Annotated in this window: 17 protein-coding genes; 12 read left to right on the top strand and 5 right to left on the bottom strand. The window is 48.3% G+C overall.

Annotated features, from left to right (window positions below; genetic code table 11):
* The 8 genes from ACWP87_RS10360 to ACWP87_RS10325 form a co-directional block, all read left to right on the top strand.
* Nucleotides 1–472: PTS sugar transporter subunit IIA (locus ACWP87_RS10360; RefSeq protein ID WP_029943981.1), on the top strand; the 472-nt coding region annotated here is incomplete at its 5' end.
* Between the two features lie 19 nt (nucleotides 473–491).
* Complete coding sequence (locus tag ACWP87_RS10355) at nucleotides 492–905, top strand: PTS sugar transporter subunit IIA (protein WP_014570177.1); 414 nt, start codon at nucleotides 492–494, stop codon at nucleotides 903–905.
* Between the two features lie 13 nt (nucleotides 906–918).
* Complete coding sequence (locus ACWP87_RS10350) at nucleotides 919–1,395, top strand: PTS sugar transporter subunit IIB (protein ID WP_005687938.1); 477 nt, start codon at nucleotides 919–921, stop codon at nucleotides 1,393–1,395.
* Between the two features lie 12 nt (nucleotides 1,396–1,407).
* Entirely contained in the window at nucleotides 1,408–2,175 is a 768-nt protein-coding gene (locus tag ACWP87_RS10345; protein WP_005687937.1) for a PTS mannose/fructose/sorbose/N-acetylgalactosamine transporter subunit IIC, read from the top strand.
* Entirely contained in the window at nucleotides 2,168–3,022 is an 855-nt protein-coding gene (locus tag ACWP87_RS10340) for a PTS system mannose/fructose/sorbose family transporter subunit IID (RefSeq protein ID WP_005687936.1), read from the top strand. Before ACWP87_RS10345 ends, ACWP87_RS10340 begins: the two co-directional genes overlap by 8 nt.
* 16 nt (nucleotides 3,023–3,038) lie before the next feature.
* Nucleotides 3,039–4,082 carry a zinc-dependent alcohol dehydrogenase gene (locus tag ACWP87_RS10335; protein ID WP_005687935.1) on the top strand — a complete coding sequence of 348 codons (1,044 nt, stop codon included), beginning with the start codon at nucleotides 3,039–3,041 and terminating at the stop codon, nucleotides 4,080–4,082.
* Nucleotides 4,083–4,106: 24 nt separating this feature from the next.
* Nucleotides 4,107–5,606 (top strand): xylulokinase, encoded by a 1,500-nt coding sequence (locus ACWP87_RS10330; RefSeq protein WP_005687934.1) that lies wholly within the window; start codon nucleotides 4,107–4,109, stop codon nucleotides 5,604–5,606.
* Nucleotides 5,572–6,129, top strand: coding sequence for a DUF4428 domain-containing protein (locus tag ACWP87_RS10325; protein WP_076638770.1), 558 nt, complete (start codon nucleotides 5,572–5,574; stop codon nucleotides 6,127–6,129). The genes ACWP87_RS10330 and ACWP87_RS10325 overlap by 35 nt, the downstream gene beginning before the upstream one ends.
* A gap of 438 nt (nucleotides 6,130–6,567) precedes the next feature.
* Here ACWP87_RS10325 and ACWP87_RS10320 read toward each other — a convergent pair whose 3' ends face one another.
* From ACWP87_RS10320 to ACWP87_RS10310, 3 genes are all read right to left on the bottom strand, one after another.
* Nucleotides 6,568–6,717, bottom strand: a complete 150-nt coding sequence (locus ACWP87_RS10320; protein ID WP_155404104.1) for a hypothetical protein — start codon at nucleotides 6,715–6,717, stop codon at nucleotides 6,568–6,570.
* Nucleotides 6,718–6,818: 101 nt separating this feature from the next.
* Complete coding sequence (locus ACWP87_RS10315) at nucleotides 6,819–7,853, bottom strand: alpha-L-fucosidase (protein WP_014570175.1); 1,035 nt, start codon at nucleotides 7,851–7,853, stop codon at nucleotides 6,819–6,821.
* Between the two features lie 25 nt (nucleotides 7,854–7,878).
* Nucleotides 7,879–9,081, bottom strand: coding sequence for an MFS transporter (locus ACWP87_RS10310; RefSeq protein WP_005687931.1), 1,203 nt, complete (start codon nucleotides 9,079–9,081; stop codon nucleotides 7,879–7,881).
* Nucleotides 9,082–9,442: 361 nt separating this feature from the next.
* Between ACWP87_RS10310 and ACWP87_RS10305 the strand changes: the two genes are divergently transcribed.
* From ACWP87_RS10305 to ACWP87_RS10290, 4 genes are read left to right on the top strand one after another with little or no spacing between them, the layout of a single operon-like run.
* A complete protein-coding gene (locus ACWP87_RS10305) occupies nucleotides 9,443–10,162 on the top strand; it encodes a GntR family transcriptional regulator, LSA1692 subfamily (RefSeq protein WP_005687929.1) in 720 nt (239 codons plus the stop codon).
* A gap of 20 nt (nucleotides 10,163–10,182) precedes the next feature.
* A complete protein-coding gene (locus tag ACWP87_RS10300) occupies nucleotides 10,183–11,502 on the top strand; it encodes a M20 family metallopeptidase (RefSeq protein ID WP_005687927.1) in 1,320 nt (439 codons plus the stop codon).
* Nucleotides 11,499–12,461, top strand: coding sequence for a N(4)-(beta-N-acetylglucosaminyl)-L-asparaginase (locus ACWP87_RS10295; RefSeq protein ID WP_005687925.1), 963 nt, complete (start codon nucleotides 11,499–11,501; stop codon nucleotides 12,459–12,461). Before ACWP87_RS10300 ends, ACWP87_RS10295 begins: the two co-directional genes overlap by 4 nt.
* Before the next feature lie 30 nt (nucleotides 12,462–12,491).
* On the top strand, nucleotides 12,492–13,388 hold the full coding sequence (locus ACWP87_RS10290) for an ROK family protein (RefSeq protein ID WP_014570174.1): 897 nt from the start codon (nucleotides 12,492–12,494) through the stop codon (nucleotides 13,386–13,388).
* Nucleotides 13,389–13,589: 201 nt separating this feature from the next.
* Here ACWP87_RS10290 and ACWP87_RS10285 read toward each other — a convergent pair whose 3' ends face one another.
* Nucleotides 13,590–13,856, bottom strand: a complete 267-nt coding sequence (locus ACWP87_RS10285; RefSeq protein ID WP_005687921.1) for a hypothetical protein — start codon at nucleotides 13,854–13,856, stop codon at nucleotides 13,590–13,592.
* Nucleotides 13,857–13,905: 49 nt separating this feature from the next.
* Complete coding sequence (locus tag ACWP87_RS10280) at nucleotides 13,906–18,390, bottom strand: S8 family serine peptidase (protein WP_014570173.1); 4,485 nt, start codon at nucleotides 18,388–18,390, stop codon at nucleotides 13,906–13,908.
* Nucleotides 18,391–18,599 lie beyond the last annotated feature (209 nt).

Here is an 18,599-nt window from a genome sequence, read left to right as displayed (position 1 = left end):
ATTAGCCATTGATGGTTTTAAGACCAAAGAGGAAATTCTCAACTTATTTTCAGAAGGCAGGTTTGATTATGCGAATCTTCATGATAAAAATCAGGTTGTTGATCATTTGATAACGCTTTCGTCACCCGCAGTGGCTGGTAAGACGACTGAAATAAACAAAGCTATTCGCCTTCGAGAAGAACTTGGAAGCAGTTACTTTGGCGGCACAGTTGCATTGCCTCACCCTGTAAGCCCATTGCCGATTGCGACGTTTGTCTCGGTTATCCTGCTCAAGCATCCAATCGAATGGGATACAGATGGTAATAAGGTTGATTTGGTTATCCTGGTCGCCATTGAAAAGAATAACGCGAAAGTATTTCAGCTGTGGAATTATCTTGGGAAAATAATTCAAGATGCGACATTTGTAGAACGCTTAAAGAGACATCCTACCTTTGATTACTTCATTCAGGAGTTATCACAAATATTAGATTGAGAATGCAGGAGATGGGAAAATGCAATTTATTATGGTTTCACACGGCAATTTAGCAGAGGCAATGCTTGGCAGTGCTGAGATGATTGTTGGCAAACAAGAGCGTGTTAAAGCTTTTGGGCTGGAACCCACTGAAGACGTCAGTACGCTGCGAGCAAAGATCCAGGCGCGTTTAGACGAAATCGGTTCAACTGAAGAAGTCATCTGTTTTACAGATTTGTTTAGCGGCAGTCCGTTCAACACAGTTGTGTCGTTGATGGGTACGTATGATATTCGACATATAACAGGGATGAATCTACCTATGCTGCTTGAAGCATTTATGATGAGGAGTAATCCAAATAATGGTCGTGAAGCAATCTGCGAAAAGTTGATTAAAGAGGCGCCATCAACCTTTATTGATGTCAATAAGCATTTAACTAAGGAAACTAATGATTAGGAGATGTATCGAAATGAAAGAGATTACATTTGCGCGTGTTGACGATCGATTGATTCATGGTGAGGTTGTCACTGCATGGGTGCCGACTTATCGGATTAATCACATCATCATTGTAGATGATACGGTTGCCAGGGATCCTTTTCAACGAAGAGTATTGAAAACGCTTGCCCCACGTGGTGTTCGTGTTGACCCAATGAATGTGAAAGAAGCAATGGATTACTTGAACGGAGACAACAACGAGAAGGAACGCATCTTACTGTTGACAAAGTCGCCAACATATTACGCAAAACTGGCGGAAAACGGTATTCAACTGCCGCAAGTTAACCTAGGCGGAATGGGTTTGCGCGGGGATCGTAAGCCCTTTGTTAAGAATGTTGCTGCGGATCCATCCGAAATTGATGCTATCAAGAAACTTGTAGCAAAAGAGGTGCATGTTTTTTATCAGTTGGTACCCGAACAACGCCTAATTGAAATTACCAACCTTATTTAGGAGGAGAATAAAATGAGCATTTTTCAAGCATTCCTCTGTGGCTTTTTGTATTTTATCGCGATTGGGAATCTGCCCTTTGTTGGACTATGGACGATTCAGCGACCGCTTGTCTGTGGCTTATTAACAGGCGTCATCTTGGGCGATCCTTTAAAAGGAGCCATGGTTGGGGCAACCATTAACTTAGTCTATTTAGGATTTATCTCCGCAGGTGGGTCAATGCCAGCCGATATGGCTTTATCAGGGATTCTTGGTACGGCTTATTCAATCACAGGTGGGTTGGATGCGAAAACTGCCTTGTCCATTGCGGTGCCGATCGGACTACTGGGCACCTTGGTTTGGTATGCGAGAATGACCTATGGTTCAATCTTTGTGCATGTTGCAGATCACTATATTGAGGATGGCCAGTATCACAAGATTTGGCGAGCCAATGTTTTGTACCCGCAATTGTTGACGGCTTTAATCACCATCATTCCGTGTGGATTGGCAGCATACTACGGTGCCAGTTACATTTCTGGTTTTGTGGCGGCATTAGGCGGCACGGTTCTAACCATCTTTAAAGTGATTGGCGGTATGATGCCAGCGCTTGGGGTCGCCATTACGCTGCAATACATTTACAAAGGCGATTCGCGAGTCTTCTTGTACATCGGGTTTGTGCTGGCAACGTACTCCGGTTTGGGTCTGCTACCACTTGGCGTTATTGCTGCGCTTGTTGCAGTTGTTTATGTTCAGGTAACGAAGAATCAGGATCAGTCCGATGAAGGGGGCCCAAGCTATGAGTGACGATAAAATGCAGGTGACCGCAAAAGATAGCAAAAGCTTGTTAACAAAAGGTGACTTGATTAAATCTTGGCTCATTTGGGAAAATTTTCCGCAGACCTGTTACAACTATGAGCGGATGATGGGCCAAGCCATCGCTCATGTCTTTACGCCTATTGTTAAGAAGTTTTATAACAATGAACCTGAGAAGAAAAAAGATATGATGAAGCGCGAAATCGAATTTTTTAATGTTCACGTAGAGTTTGGCGCTGTTATTATTGGCATGATCATTGCAATGGAAGAACAGAAGGCAAAAGGAAAGGATATTCCTGGTGACTTCATAACGAGCCTTAAGACATCGATGATGGGTCCGCTGTCTGGTGTCGGCGATACGATCTATCAAGGTGTTTTGATCCCAATCTTGCTGGCTATTTGTATTGATATGAATAGAAAAGGTACGATCTGGGGTTCCATCATTTATTTCGTCCTGATGTTCGGGATTTCATGGGGTCTCAGTTATGGCACATTTATGTTTGGCTACCGCGCTGGTGCTGAATCTGTCATGGATTTCCTCGAAAAAGGCATCTTAGATCGAATTCTTAGAGGTGCTGAAATTATGGGTTGCATGGTGATGGGGGGCTTGATTTCAAGCTATGTCAAAATGACAGTGCCCCTTAAGATTGTTACCTCAACGCAAACGTTCAGTATTCAGAAACAATTGCTTGACGTTTTAATGCCCAACATTCTGCCCTTTGCGTTTACCCTGCTGATCTTACTGATGCTCAAACGCGGCTGGTCCTCTTTGAAGATCATAGGGATCATGATTTTAATAGGTATTATAGGTGGCTGGACAGGTATATTGGGTGCTTAGAAAGGTTGGTATCAAAATGCAAGCAGTACTAGAAAATGGGCCAAAACAGATTGAAATCAAATCATTTCCTGATCCAGTGATTCAAGGTGATGAGATTTTAATGAAGATAAGAGCCAATGGATTATGCCAAAATGACGTTCGCGATTATACGGGTGATACAAAATGGACTTATCCGCGAGTCGGTGGTCACGAATTCAGCGGCGAAATTATTGCAGTTGGCAACGCTGTTAATCCCAAGCATTTTCAAGTAGGCGACCACGTTGTGAAATATATTCTGCCAAACTGTGGTGAATGCTATTATTGCAAAACTGGCCGGCCAAATTTATGTACGGAAATATACTCGTCACCAACATTTCACAACGACTACGGCATTTCGGGTTTCTGGGGGATGTCTCAGTTGATGGCCGTTAAGACAACTGACTTGTTCAAATATCCTCATACGACGTCTTTCCTGGATATGGCCTTTACGGAACCTTTAGGATGTGTGATTAACAGTGTCGAACGGGCGAACGTGCAGCTTGGCCAAGATGCCTTGGTTATTGGCGGCGGCGTGATGGGTTTGTTACACGTGATGACTTTGAAGTTAAAGGGAGCGCGCGTTCTGGTTAGCGAACCCAATGAAAACCGGCGCCGATTAGCGCTAGAACTGGGGGCAGATTTTGTTTTTGATCCTATGCAGAAAGATCCGGTTGCGTTAGTCAAGAATGAAACGGATGGTCGCGGTGCTGATGTTGTCTTTAATACAACCGCAGTGCCGGCAATTGCTAAACAGGCTATTGCCTTTACAGCCAATGGCGGCCAAACTTTCATGTTTAGTTCGATGCATCCAGACGATCCCGTTTCAATTGATCTCGGTGCCGTGCATGCACACGAAAAATTTATCAAGGGCACCGTGAGTCCTACCAGAGAAACGTATTTCCGAGCAACTCAGCTTATAAGCAAAAAAGCACTCAATCTGCGGCCGTTGTTGGATAAGACGTTCCCATACACGGATGCTGAAAGCGCGTTTCAATATGCTATGCTGCCAGAAACGCTGAAGACGATGGTGACGTTTGATTAGGCGATCCTCAGGAAGGTGAAATCATTGGGCAAGCAATATATTGGCATTGATTTAGGAACCTCCTCAATCAAAATGGGTTTGTTTGATCAGGACCTTTCCTTGCAACACGGTTATCAGCAAACCTATCAATATATGAATTCAGCGAACGGAGCCAGGGAGATTGATCCAAACATCTGGTTTGACATTGTCTTAACTGGGCTACATCAATTAGTAAAACACGCGCGTTCTTCGGACAGCATCGCGGCCATCGGGATTACAGGACAAATGCATACAACCGTTTTTCTGGATCAAAGCGGTAACATTGTTCGTCCCGCAATTTTATGGAATGATACACGGACTAAGGCGCTGGTAGTGGGTTTGAAAAAACAGCTAAACATCATTAGAGAATCGGAAAATGCTAAGATTGTTTCCACAGGAAGCCCGCTCGTAAATCTGATTTGGTTAAAACGTGAGGAGCCAAGCCATTTCAAAGCTTTACAGCATTTACTCATGCCAGTAGATTACATTGTTTATCGGCTTACAGGGCACTATTCAACTGATTATTGTGATGCTTCGACATCGTCGTTGTTTGACTTCAAACAAAGTCGATGGGCAACCAAAATATGTCAGGAATTCGGGATTGATGAGCGTATTTTACCGACTATTCATACTTCAAGTGATGTTATTGGCGAATTAAAGTTTTCACTTGCCAATCAACTAGGATTACCTTCAGTTGTTAAGGTTGTTGCCGGCACCGGTGACAATGCAGCAACTGCTCTAGCGAATAAGACGGATCAGGAGCAGCAACCGTTGATTTCGCTTGGGACTTCTGGCGTCGTCGTGGTGCCTAATCGCCGCCACCAACTGAAACAGATTGGCAAGAATATCATGTTCAAAGTTGACGCAGAAAACGAAAGTGTCTTGACACAAGGCGTCGTGCAAACTGGTGCGGTTCTCAATGACTGGTGGTTGAGATCAATTATCAATACCGAGGATGCTGATGCCGAACAGCGGAAGATTCCCCGAAGATTGCTGGGGAAGAACACAGTTTTGTTTTTCCCCCACTTGAACGGTGAAAAGACGTTATATGCCGATCCAAACCTGCGAGGTGCTTTTATCGGTATCGGCCTCGAAACAACTAAAGATAATATGTATTTAGCCGTGCTAGAAGGATTAGCCTTTGGATGTCGCCAGTTATACGAGCAGATGCGCAATTGTGCGGCAACTAACTTTATACGTATTGTTGGTGGTGGGGCGAAGAGCACACTTTGGCTAACAATTTTCGCAAATGTCTTCGGATTGCCTGTACACAAACGAACGGTTCAACGAGAAGCAATTGATGGCGCCGTCATGTTAGCACTTATCGGTGATGGTGATAACGTAACTGCGCAAGCAGAAGATGATGTGGTCATTTTACCTGACCGATCCTTGAAGCAAGCATACGATGTGCAATACCAGAAATACCTTAAAATGGCAACGCTCTTGATAAGCGACGCCTTGAGGACTGGAGATGAAGAGGTTGAGAAAATGTCTTCTCTGTCATAAAAAATTGGGCCTAGTCAAATTCAAAACTGCTGATGGGTATATTTGTAAATACTGTTACAGGATTTCTAGTTTGGACTACACTAAGACAGTCACCAGCATGACTTTGGCGGATCTTAAGCAAGTGGTACAACAAGCACCACAGGAAAAAATGATAACCGATAGCGCAAACTTTATGATCACACGTCGAATAAACGGCTATGTTTTATTTGATGATCAACATGAACTCTTATGTTTACCTAACAATCGACGCTTTTCTGCCGTCAACTTGAAGCCAGAGTATTTTCCCTATGACAGCATTGAAGTCGTTCAAACATTGAATGAAGAGATAGTGGTCAAAGGCAAACACTTGTGTACCGTTCAAGTGAAGATTGTTTTTTCCAAGCCCCGAGAAACGACGCGATCTATTGTTCTCATTCCGAAACCAATTGAAGTGCAGGCGAATGTATACCATACGATGCTTAATTTGGCAGAACAGATCACATCGCAACTGCGAACACTGGCTACTGTGAAGGATTCGAATTAATTTAAGAAGCTTTAACACCGCCATTAATTGGCGTAAAGCAAAGCGATTCTATTTTCGTATAGTGGATCGCTTTTTTACGGCTTATTCACGATTGGTTTAAACTTATGGGGATGCTAATGCTGCGGTTCAACAGAAGATGAGCATCTCTTGATAATTTGGTTCGCGCAACACAGCCTGTGTGAGATTCAGACATCAATAAATGACGCCTAAAGGATCTTTAATGCCTGAACCACTTGGCGGGAATGCAAACGAAGAGGCTGGATCATAATTCATATCTACACAATAAAGACGTACTATTTTTTGACATCTCATTGAGAAAATAGTACGCCTTTTAGATTCATTACATTAATTTGAATGGGCTTTAATGGTTTTAGTGCCAAGGCGGAGCAAATGTAGGCCAGATGGGGTTCAGCAGTGGAAACAACCCGTCTGGTATTGTTAGGAGACTTTGAAATCGCGGTCTTTGCGAGTTAAAAGTGCCATCACAGCTCTAGCTTCGAGTCGCCACCCCATCTTGCCGGAGATTGAGGAGTTTGGCTCGGTACTCCCAACATCGATTTTTGACTGGTTCGGAATCTGATCAGTCATGGTTACCAAGCCGGAATTATGGCTTATCTTCTACTTTAGGTGTTTTTAAACTTTGAAATGCGCAGAACCTCGCATCAAGCAATCATTAAGGTCGACCAAACCTAAATCCTAGCTTCATCCTCCAACGCCTTAGCCGCCAGCAAATTCTCCTCTGCCATCATCGGCACGCGGCCTAGCGGATCAAGCCCGACATTGAGCAGATAGTTGATGCCAAAATCGTTAAGGTGTTGTTTGTAGCGGAAGAGTGTGCGCGGGGTTTTCCAGTTCTGGTCGTGATAGGAAAAGCCCCATGAGTCGTTGATGGTGCCAGCTGTTTCGTATAACCCCAGCGGTGACGGTTTGAAGCCGGTGATGTCGTTATAGTCGACATCGGTTTGGGTCATGGCAGCTTTGTCTTTGGGGATTTCGTTGTCGCCGAGTGAGACAAAATCATACTTGCCATTGCCTAAGCGTGAGTTGATGAGACAGTTAGGCTGCAAGGCACGGACGGTATCATAAATGGTTTGGCTTTGGGCTTCGGATAGGGTCATCGGGACATCGAACCAGGCTGTGGCGATGTCACCATAGTTGGTCATGATTTCTTTGATTTGCGGGAGTATTTTTCGATTGAAGCAGCGGTCAAAATCCTTCTGTGTTTCGTCCGGGAAGTCCCAGCTGTTGTCCCAAGTGGTGCCGGCTGTTTCGAGGTCGTTTGATTTGTAGCCGCCGCCATCCGGTTCGTGCCAATCGAGGTCTTGGGAATAATAGAGACCGAACTTGAGGCCTGCTTGATGACAGGCTTGGGCTAGTTCGGCAATCACATCGCGGTGGAACGGGGTGGCGTCGTATACGTTGTAGCTGTCAACCTCTGAATGATACATGGCAAAGCCGTCGTGGTGTTTGGTGGTGACGACCAGGTACTGCATACCGCACTTTTTGGCAAGAGCCACGATTTGATCGGCATCAAAGTAAAGCGGATTGAAGGCGGTGGCAAGTTTGCCGTATTCGACATTTGGTATTTGAAATTTGGACTGAATCCATTCTGCGTAGGCACTCGATGACTCACCGCGATATTCACCTGCCAGCAGCGAATATAATCCCCAGTGAATCATCATGCCGTATTTAGCGTGTTTAAACCAAGTAACATTGTCGTTCATAAGTAGCGGCTCCTAATCTTTGCGATCAAATGCTTAAGCGGTCTTTTTTAACGATTACCAAGTCGTAAACGGCTAACAAGATATAGAAAATACCGCTCCACAAGATCATGGTTGCAGGGTCGGCATTGCCAATGATGCTGCCGAAGAACTGGAAAAAGTAAGGGGCGATGAGGAAGCCGATGTTGATGCCGATGATGATAATCGAAGTGGTGAAGTTCATGGACCCTTTAGGCGAGTAGTGGACCATGCGCGCGGTTAAGGCCGGATTGATGATCCCGTTGCAAAAACCAGCCGCCAACACCAGTACCAACAAGGCTGGAATTGAATGGACAAACGGCACTGCCATCATCGCAAGGGCGGTCACAATATCGAAAATGGCTACGGTATACTTGCCGCACCATTTGGCGATTTTTTCAAACGCAATGCCGGAAATGATCGAACACAATACCAGAAAGCCGAAAATATGGGTGGCTGCGGCGGCGCTACCGACGTGATTATCCACCATGTAGCTAGCGAGTTTTAACGAAATAGCCGAGTAGAACAAGCAGACGAATAGGAAGACGATGGCCAGCTGAATAACGCCGCCGTTGGTTGTCGGCTTCACCTTGGCAGTTTCTTCGACTTCTTTACCATTTTCCGAGACGATGTAGTCGTAGCGCTTAGGAACCAGAAACATGACTAAAATAATCGGCACCAATAAGAAAAGAAAGACTAGGTAAGTGGTGTGCCAGCTAATGTTGATCAAGAAGCCGGCGATGAAAAGCATGATGGCATCACCAATTGCGCCAACCGAATTACGCCACCCCAGCAGGCGATTCCGCGTCTCCTCAGGGAACAGATCCGTGATGTAAGACACACTGAGCGGCGTGAAAACCCCCATCCCCACGCCAAACATTGCCCGGGAAATTAAAATGGCAGGGTAGTTGAAAATAAACGCCGGGATGATGCCGAAGATCATGGAAATCGTCAGCCCGGCGATGACCGTATACTTTTTCCCGAGCAGATTAGAAACCAGACCGCTAATCACTGTTCCCAGTAGGACGCCGCCAGTAGGGATGACGATTAAAAGTTCAACGTTGGCCCGCGAAACATCGGAAAAATATTTTTCCATCAGCGGGATAGTTCCGGAAACCGCGTTACTAACCGACATTAAGAATGAGATCGATAAGATGCCAAGCGCTAGAAGCGGCGAGCGTTTGTCTTCAGGAACATGGGCAGATGACAGCATGATGACACTTCCTTTATTTAATTTTTGACGAGGTTGCGTGCAGATGCGTAAAAAGACCACTGACGAGTGAATTTAGCAGACCGGATTTTTCGCGATGATACATGGGAAAAAGGCGCTTCAAAAAATAAAACTTGTAGTATATACTATTCAATGCATACTAAGCATAAACTGGTAGCACGTGAAAAACAAGCAAAAAATGGAAGGGCATACAATCGCAGCAGCGCGCGCAATTGTCGCATGTGAATGAACGGCAAAAGTGGCCTTAAAGCAGCCGCTGCTTCACCCATGAACCATGACAAAATGAACGTAACGTCAACGAACCTACGAAAAGCGTTGTTAAAGAAAACGGAGGCTAAAACGAATGGCAAAATTTGAACAGGTCGCAGATGAACTAAGCCGCCGTGTGCGTGACGGGGTGTACACTACCAGCCAGCGCTTACCATCTGAATATGATTTGGCTAAGGAGTTCGCAGTCAGCCGACTCACGGTGCGCAAGGCGATTGACCTACTGATTCGGCAGCAATTACTTGTGAAGTCACCGGGGAAAGGCACCTATGTCATGTCGTATACCGATAAAGTCGAAAGCGGCCGCATGGGGTTACAAGGCTTTACCGAAGCCGCGCGCGCATATGGCAAGAAGAGTCGTACCGAAGTGCTGAGTTTTGGCCCGCTGGATCCGATCCCGGAAGAAATTGCGCGCGTGCTAGGACGGGATCAGCAGGCAAACAAAACCGTTGACCTGCTCGTGCGACGGCGGTTTTGGGATGAAGAACCGATGACCGTTGAGCACGTTGCAATTTGCCATGAATACATTGAAGGCCTGCAAGCACACGACTTTGAGGGCTCGCTTTTTGCCTTAATTGAAAAGCGGGTGCCGATTGCCTATTCGCATCAGGAAGTCGAAGCCGTGCTGATCGACCCAGACATGATCAAATTACTCCACGGGAAAAAAGACGATCCGTTACTACTCGTCCATTCCGTCACCTATACTGCCGATGCCAAGCCGATTCTTTACGATATTTCGTACTATCGCGCTGACAAATATTCGTTTAAGTCCACGTTAACGCGGGATCGGGTGTGAATTTAAGGAAGTAAGTGCGAATGAAAAATGAAACGCTAGCAGCTTTATATGAGGCGCAACGGATGACTTTTATCCAAGCATTGCGCCAAATCATGCAAATTAAAAGTGTTCGCGGGTCGCAACAAGCCGATGCACCGTTTGGCCGGGGCCCGCGGGCGGCTTTAACCGCTGCGGCAGAACTGGGAAAGGCTTATGGGTTTAAAACGGGGATTGTTAATTCGGCAATGGCGTATATTCAGTGGGGTGACGATGACCAGCATTATATCGGCATCGTCGGTCACTTGGATGTGGTACCAGCGGGCGAAACGGATTGGCATTTTCCACCATACGACCTTTCGGAAAAGGCTGGCCGCTTATATGGGCGGGGAATTCTCGATAACAAAGGCCCAAGCATTGCCTGTTTATTTGCGATGAAGCTGCTCAAGGATGCCGGTTTTCAGCCTAAGCGGACGATTCGGTTGATTTTAGGCTCGGATGAAGAAAGCGGTTCGGCGGATGTCCCTTTGTATCTCGCCAAGGAAGCCCCGCCTGAGTTTGGTTTCACGCCAGACTGCAAATTTCCGGTTGTATATGGCGAACGCGGCATTGTGAATTTTAACCTGCGCACGCCCATCACCGATGATTCTCTCGACAAAGTAGCCACCATCACCGGCGACCAAGCAAGCGATCATGTGCCTGACCACCTGCAAGCAACGATCAATGACAAGCGCTATACTGCCAGTGGCATCCGCGCGCCCAGCAATGCCCCAGAGTTAGGTAAAAATGCGATCACAACCTTAGCCAAGGAATTGCTAGACGAACACGCGATCCACGGACAGTTTGCCAACTATTGCCAATGGTTGGTGCAAACGCTGGCGAACCAGCACCACGGCGAAGGGCTAGGGATGGATTTTGCCGATGCCGCAAGTGGCCGATTGATTGTGACACCTTATCAGCTGCAAAAAATCGGCGCGGTCATCAGTCTGCGAGTGGCGGTCCGCTATCCTGTGACTTATCAAGAGCATGACGTCACCCGCGCGCTGACTGCAGCCGTTTTTCCCCGCACCCAAATAACCGTGATTCGCAGCATGCCGGGGATCCTGCATGACAAAAACGATCCGCGGCTGGCAGCATTGACGCAAGCCTATGAACAGGTGACGGGGCGAGAGGGTCAACCGGTCACCACAACTGGGGCGACTTATGCCCGTAAAATGCCAAATATTGTGGCATTCGGGCCCTCTTTTCCCGGTCAAAAAGGCATTGCGCATAAGGCGGACGAGTGGATGGATGAGCACGATCTCAAGTTAAATATGATGATTGATATGAATGCGATGATTCGGTTAGGAGCGATGGATAAATGAACGAAACAGCTTGGGGCGTGATTGCCACTTGGCGCATGGCCCACGATGGCGTGAAGAAAGCCAGCCAGCTGCTGCAAGCAAACGGCACAGCCGGGGATGCAGTGGAGGCATTGATCAAAACCGTTGAAGCATACCCTTATTACAAATCGGTCGGGTATGGCGGTTTGCCTAATGAAAATGGCGAAGTTGAAATGGATGCGGCCTTCATGGATGGCGACACTTTGGCCCAAGGCGCAGTTGCTGGCATCCATGAAGTACTCCATGCGGTTTCGGTCGCCCGCGCGCTCAGTCATGATCATTACAACAGCTTCCTTGTCGGCCAAGGTGCCACCCAGTACGCCCAGTTAAATGGCTTCGAAATGCGAAATATGTTAACAGACCGAGCCAAAAAACGTTGGGAAAAGCGCCGGGCAGAACTTGCTGACGCCAAAATCAAACCTTACGATGGCCATGACACGGTGGGCGCTATTACGCTGGCACCAACAGGATCGATGGCCGCGGCAACCTCAACATCAGGCTTATTTATGAAACGCCCGGGTCGAGTTGGCGATTCGCCACTGTCCGGATCCGGTTTTTATGTTGACAGTGACATCGGGGGCGCCGCGGCAACCGGGTTAGGCGAAGATATCATGAAAGGCTGTCTATCCTACGAAATCGTACGCCGCATGGGTGAAGGCCGTACGCCGCAAGAAGCTTGCGATGAAGCGGTTTATCCGTTTATTGAAAAGTTAAAGCGCCGTTATGGTAAAGCCGGTGAATTTTCGCTCATCGCTTTAGACCGCGCCGGCAATTGGGGAGTCGCAACGAATGTGGAATTTACCTTCAGCGTCGCCACTGCCAGCCAGAAACCGGTGATCCTCATGGCAAATCCCGGTCCGAATCAAACGACCACGATTACGCCAGTCACCCAAGCATGGCTGGATGCGTATGAAAAACGAATCAAGGCGCCGATTAAGTAGCAATCGTGCACTGTGGAAGAAAGGATTACCATGAAGCAGTACTTGGCAATTGACGTCGGCGGCACCTCGACCAAATATGCGTTAGTATCGGAGCAAGGCGAGCTCGCGGAGAAACATAAACAGCCGACCGCGCGCAACAGTCGGGCTGAATTTATGGCGGCAATGACGATGCTGATCCACCGATATCAAGGACAAATTGCTGGCGTCGGGTTGGCCTTGCCGGGTGTCGTCAATCAGCAGCAAGGCATCGTCAAAACCTGTGCCGCTCTCCCGTTTCTAGAAACAATGCCACTGGCTGCGCGACTTAAGGATGCTGCTCATTTAAACACACCAGTCGTGATTGAAAATGACGGCAATGCTGCTGCCCTAGCCGAACATTGGCAAGGCAAGCTCGCCGGCACCATCAACAGCGCTATGATCGTGCTCGGGACTGGGGTAGGAGCCGCACTGTTTTTAAACGGGACACTCTATACCGGCAGCCATGATGTCAGCGGTGAGCCGAGTTTCATGATTACCAACGGCCTCAACCCCATCACCCGTGCGCAAACCGCCGCCGGACTCTCAGCAGTCAAAACCGTCAACGCCATGGCTGCTGCCCAACACATTCGCGGCCACAATCTTGGCCCACGCGTCTTTAAAACCCTCAAGCCTGACACACCCGCCGCTGCAATCCTAGCCACCTTCACTCAAGGCGTGGCGGCGATGATCTACAACATACAAACCGTTCTAGACCTGGAAAAGATCGTCATCGGCGGCGGGATTAGCGTTCAATCACGTGTCATCGACGAAATCCGGGCACGGGTTGCTACCTATCTGCAAGTAACGCCACTTGCAGCGAGGACGATTAAGCTTCCGGAGATTGTGGCAGCTAAGTATCGCAACGATGCGAATTTAGTTGGGGCGGTGGTGCCGCTGGTGGCGCGTTAAGAAGTGTAACGCGGTGATGATGCAAAAATGGTTTGTATGTAAAAAATCAATCGTTTTATTTTCATTTCACCTAATCCTGGAAGGCTCGCAAAGCAAAAAAACAGGCATTATACCAGCCCAAAACACTGGTACAATGCCTGTTTTAATTTACAGATAAAACACATCCCAACCGAATCTACGCCTCAATGCGCTGCCATTCACTCATGGCGCTTGCTTAAAATGCTCAACAGTAAGCTGAAATCCATGACGCTTGAGTACGGCAGCATAATCGGAAGGCAAAGGTTGATCAAAGCGGAAGTGGATGAGTGACTTGATTTCACCGTTGTCTGCCCGGACGCCGAAAATATGGGCATCGCCGGGCTCGACTGGCAGACAGTCAATAACGGTTTGCTCCAGGTCACCGCGTTGTTTGGCTTGAATCAGCGCCGTTAAGAGCCGATCAAGATTTGTAATGGTGACGGGCTGCATACTCTCAACTCCTTCCTTTCCTATTCAACCTTAACCAAGATTGATTGGCTTAGACGCGCTTTTTACGTGATACGAATCCTGCCAAGCCGAGCATGCTTAGGATTGCAAGGCCAAGAACAGCCAGTGGACTTTGCGCTTCACCAGCTTGCGGCATGGTTTTGGCTGCGGCGGTTTGTTTGGTGTTCTTGCCAGTTTCAGCAGTAGTACCGGTTTTGTCTTGGCCCTTGGTGGTGTTTGTCAAATCAACGAATTTTGGTGTCGGATTGGTTTTGCCTTGCTCATCCGTTTTCGGAGTAGTGGTAGGCCCTTTAGGATTTTCCGTGCCGGTTTGATCGCCCGTGCCTGGTTTTGGCGTCGGCGTTGGCGTCGTCGGTGTTTCTGGCGTCGTTGGCGTTGTTGCCTTGGTCTTAATCACGTGGAAGACCTTGGTGACTTTATTGCCGACCATATCAACCGCGGTGATGGTGAAGTAATTGTCGCCGTCTGCTAATTGATAGGTTTGCGTGAAGGCGGCCGTACCGTATGGGTTGGAAGTCGTTGACAGCGGATCGAGGTGGTTGTTGAACCCAGCTAGATTCTTCTGGTGCACAATGTTATCGCCGTTTGTGTAGAGACGGTAGCCATTGATGTTGTCGTTAACGGTTCCGGAAACGGTGAAGGTGTCGCTGGTTGTGGTGATTTCGTAATTGCCTTTGTCATCAACCTGCAACGTATCAGCTTGCGGCATATTCAGTGTTGGGAAAATGGTGTCGAGGTAGATTTGCAGCTCGCCATACGCGGTTTGCGTCGATTTGGAGCCATCAGTGGCAGGGGAAGTCAATCGATAGCCGATTGCTTGTTGCTCTGCGGCTTTGAATGGCACGGTGAAGCTGAATTTTCCGTCTGCACCAATCGTGACCGTCTTCGCAGGCTCGGTAGCACTGGTGACGGTTAACGTCTTGCCGGCTGGCTGATCAACATGACCGGTGATGGTTAATTGACCTGTTTTGGCATTGTAGATGTCAGCTACTTTATCGGCGCCGACCAAGGTGAAGGAATTGTCGTTGAATTTATCAAACGTCAGCCCTTCCGTTGGTTGTGCGTGGGTGGTGATTTGAGAAAAGGCACGACCACCCAGTACCGGGGCGCCGCTGGTTGTTTTCACATTAGCCGCGGCTTTAGCGTTATCTTGCAGCGGTACCGCGACGTGAGGATCCTTCTGGCTGAAGTGACCATATCCCGCGGTGCCATCTGTATCCAGGAAGACGACCATTTCATCTCCGTTAGCGCGGCCGGCTTGTTCATAGGTACCAAAATCAGCTGTTGGCGCGAGGACGGTACCCACAAAGTCGCCATATGGAGCGGATGCGGTTAAGTTAAAGGTGACATTGCCGGTCTTCGTGTCAACTTTACCGGAGAAGACTTTACCAGTCATGGCGTCGGTGGCATAGACAATCCAATCAACGCCAGCTGGAACTTGGGCATAGGCCGTAAAGCTGGTTTGGTCGGATACCGCTTGAACGAAGCCATCTGTGCGCCAGTGGTTGTATGGGCCATCGCCAACTTTCCAGCTGAACTGCGGTGCCACATTGGCGGTTGTTGCTGTTGGCGTTGTTGCTTGGTGGGTACCGGTGACCGCCTGCAGCGTTTTGCTGGTTTTATTACCGGCGACATCGGTTAGCGTCAGAGTTAAACTGCCATCGCTGCTTTCAAGTGCAGCTTTTTGGGCTGCGGTGAGGTCAAAGCTCAAGGTACCATCGTTATTCTGGCCGTTGTTGTTCAGACTGACGCCATAAGCTTTGCCACCGATCTTCAACGCGATGTCACTGAACTTGGTGAAGCCCGCACCTTGATCATTGTAGTTAACGGTGACGCGACCGTTTTGATAGCTCAGACCTGTCAAAGTCGGTGCAACCGTATCCACGGTGACCGGTAAATCAAAGTCCTGATTTTGCTGAGCGCCGGTGTTGTATTGTTCGGTCACCAGACGATAAGTATATTTGCCGTCTGGGGCAGTGACATATTTACCGGTTGCTTGGTCGTAAACTTTGCCATCCCAAGTGAAGGCATTTGGATCGAGACGCATATCCGTGCTCAAGCCAAGATCGGAGTTATACGTATTACCATTTTGCAAGTAGGACTTGGTCGTGTTGTTTTCCTTATCCAACACGCGAACCACATGGCCTTGTGCATCTAGAATCTGGATGGTAACGGATTTGAGGTTCTGCTTGGAAAATACATATGGATAGACGGTGTCGCTGGCGCCATCGCCGTTGGGTGAAAATGAAACCTTTTTATTGTCGACGTAGGTTGGAACCAGTGTCCAAGTATACTTCCCGGTTGTATCAGTGTTGACAAGGCTGCTGAGTGACGCTGAGTCGGTGACCCCTAGTGGTGTGTTGGCGCCATCAACCAAATAGCCGCCATTAAAAATAGACTCGCCGCTGTTAGCAGACGCATCAACTACCTGTTCTGTGGTGAGATCGCCATAGTAACCTAAGTACGGCACGCTGATCGTTTGCGAGGTATCGCCGGCCTTAAAGGTGAGGAAGCCTTCAACAAGCTGGTTAGCCGCGACAGTATTGTCGAGGGATAACTTGAAGGTGACAGTCTTGGTTTCGCCAGCAGCAAGCGTGAAGTTGGCTGTGTCCGTATTCACAGTTGCGCCGATGAGGGTCTGATCGTGGACGGTGTTGCCATTGCTGGTGTCTTGAACTTGCGTGAGCGGACCGCCGTTGGTATCGACAACGTAATTTTGCGCGGTCTTACCATGGTTGGTCAGTGTCACGGTGAAGCTTGTGGTTTGACCAATTTTGCCTAGCGAAACCGAACCGGCGTCTTTGTTGCCTTCAGCGCTAACGGTTAGATCGCCGGCTTTAGAGACGTCGATTTGACCAGCACCTTGACGTCGAGGAGAGATGTAAGTATCAGGATAATTGATATCCTTCATTGGATCGGCGGCATTCATGAGCGCGAGTTTGACCGCTTTGACAAGGTCGGCTCCTTGCAGATCAGGCCGAGTTGCTTTGATTTTTTGCATCACAAGTAAAGCCGCGCCGGCATTGTAAGGACCAGCCATGGAAGTTCCTGATTCAGTGGCATAGGTTTGGGTATTGGTCGTTGGATCAATCGCCGTGGAAATGACGTTATCACCAGGCGCGGAAATATCCGGTTTCAAGGTGTAGTCCGCCATTGGCCCCCATGATGAAAAGCCGTCCATTTCTGATTTGTCACCGGTTGCACTCTTTTCGGCTGCGACCGTCATTGCAGAAGCCGCCGCTCCTGGATCGCCGATGGTTGAATCATTTTTGGGCGAGTAAGCCGTGGAGATATCATTGGACGTTTTGGAACCGATAATGCTGCCTGCGTTGGCATTGTTCCCAGCGGAAATGGAGACGAAAACACCGTGATCAGTGGCATACTGCACGGCTGCTTGTTCTTCGTCAGTGAGATCCTGCTCGGTAACGCCGATGCCTAGTGACATTTGAATTGCGTTGGCACCGAGCGTTACGGCATCGCGAATTGCGCGCGAAATATCATTAGCATTTTCATCCGCGAATTCATCGATGACCTGCATCGCAAGAATTTGTGCTTCAGGAGCCACTCCTTTTACGTAAGTGGTGGCTTTTTCATTGCCGGTTGCGCCGTCAGCGGTCGTGCCGTTAGCCGCGATGATACCGGCAACGTGTTCGCCGTGGGTAGAGCCAGCCACCGTGGTCCCGGTGTTGACGCTGTCGTTATTGACGTAATCGTAAGCAAATGGAATCTTACTGTTGACGTACGAGCCATAGCCTAACTTGGAAATGGCAGCTTCGGCTTTTTCTTTGGTGATGGCGGCGGTGCTGTCATCACTGAGGCGCAAGTCGTCGTGAGCCTGAACCCCTGAATCAATGACTGCGACAACCATTCCCTGGCCTTGATAGCCTTCATTCCATAAACCTTTGACGTTACCTTTAGTCAAAGTGTCTTGGTTGGCCGGTCCTGGATCGGTTGTGGTTGCGGCCGTAGATTGGGTCTTGGCGGCGTTCGTGGTTGCAGCATTGCTAGCCGGTGCAGCCGATTGTGTCGCGGCAGATGATGTCGTGGATGTTGCACTCTTGGTTGTGGCGGTGTTGGCGGCTGGTTGCGTGTTGGCACCAGATGACGGCGTACCGGTTTGAACTTTAGTTGCCGCTGCCGGTTGCGCCTGGTTCGTTGTGCTTGCCTGTGATTGAGCCTTGGTAGCTGTCGATGGTGCGGCCTGCGACTGCGCGGTTACTTGCTTAGTCGTGGTGGTGGTTGTTGGTTGTGTCTCAGCTGTCTTATCCTTGGCATCAGCAGTGGTCGCTTGACTACTTGCCGTTGATGTCGCCGTCTGCGTCTGAGATTGGTTGACAGGTTGCGTCGTTTTGTCTGCAGTCGGTGTCTTGGTATCAGCTGAAACCGACTGGGTGGCAGTACCGCCTAAAACAACTAAACTCGTCCCAAATGTGATAATGGCAGCCGTCATCCATCTAGATCCGGCCTTGTACATCTTATAGTGACGTTTCGCTTCGGTCGTCGCATTCTTGTTCATAAACGCCCGTCCCCCTCTTAAATGGTATTAAGAAAAAATGAATCTGAAAATAAAACACCAAAATACCCAAAGAAATCACATTTTAGACAAAATAATCTCATTTCTTCTTAATAACCGCAAGCTTATAACCCCCTGACGCCTGTGTCAAGCGTCAAATGAAAATTTTGGTCAGTGAAAGCTTTTCCGATAGTGGCGGCTAAAGTAGCGTT

The organism is Lacticaseibacillus sp. 22 (assembly GCF_055413445.1).
The sequence above is the reverse complement of the archived record's forward strand: the minus strand, read 5'-3'. Positions and strand labels throughout refer to the sequence as shown.